The organism is Achromobacter pulmonis (genome assembly GCF_002885955.2).
Lineage (GTDB): Bacteria > Pseudomonadota > Gammaproteobacteria > Burkholderiales > Burkholderiaceae_B > Achromobacter > Achromobacter pulmonis_A.
This window is the reverse complement of sequence record NZ_POQS01000089.1, coordinates 1-361: the sequence shown is the minus strand read 5'-3', so window position 1 is coordinate 361 and position 361 is coordinate 1. Positions and strand designations below refer to the sequence as shown.

At 70.6% G+C, this 361-nt stretch carries 1 pseudogene; it reads right to left on the bottom strand.

Features of this window, described 5'->3' with window-relative positions:
• Positions 1 to 213: pseudogene (locus tag C1I89_RS33875) on the bottom strand (TIGR03759 family integrating conjugative element protein); the annotation flags it as partial.
• Positions 214 to 361 lie beyond the last annotated feature (148 nt).

The window sequence follows — 361 nt, the reverse complement described above, 5'->3', positions numbered from 1 at the left end:
ACCCAGCGGCCCATCCATCAGCTCGCGGTAGCGTGCCCATTCTTGTGGCTGCAAGCCCCATTCGGTTGCCACCCGGTCGTCCAGCACGCGGGCGGCCAGCGGGCGCTCCTGGCTCTGTGCGTTGCGCGCCGAGGTCGTTGCGGGCTGCTGCGCCCAGGCGGGCCATTGCGACGACGCCACCAGGACCGCGAAAAGGAGGATCGACGGCTTCATGGGGTGCTCCGGTCAGGGAATCGCCACGCGGCGGGTCTGGTTGCCGGCCTGGAACACTGCGGTGTTGCCCTCGATCGCCTGCAGGCGCCACGGGCCGACCGCATCCCCGGGCAGCAGCACCTGAAGTTGGGCGGGCGTGAAGTCCCCG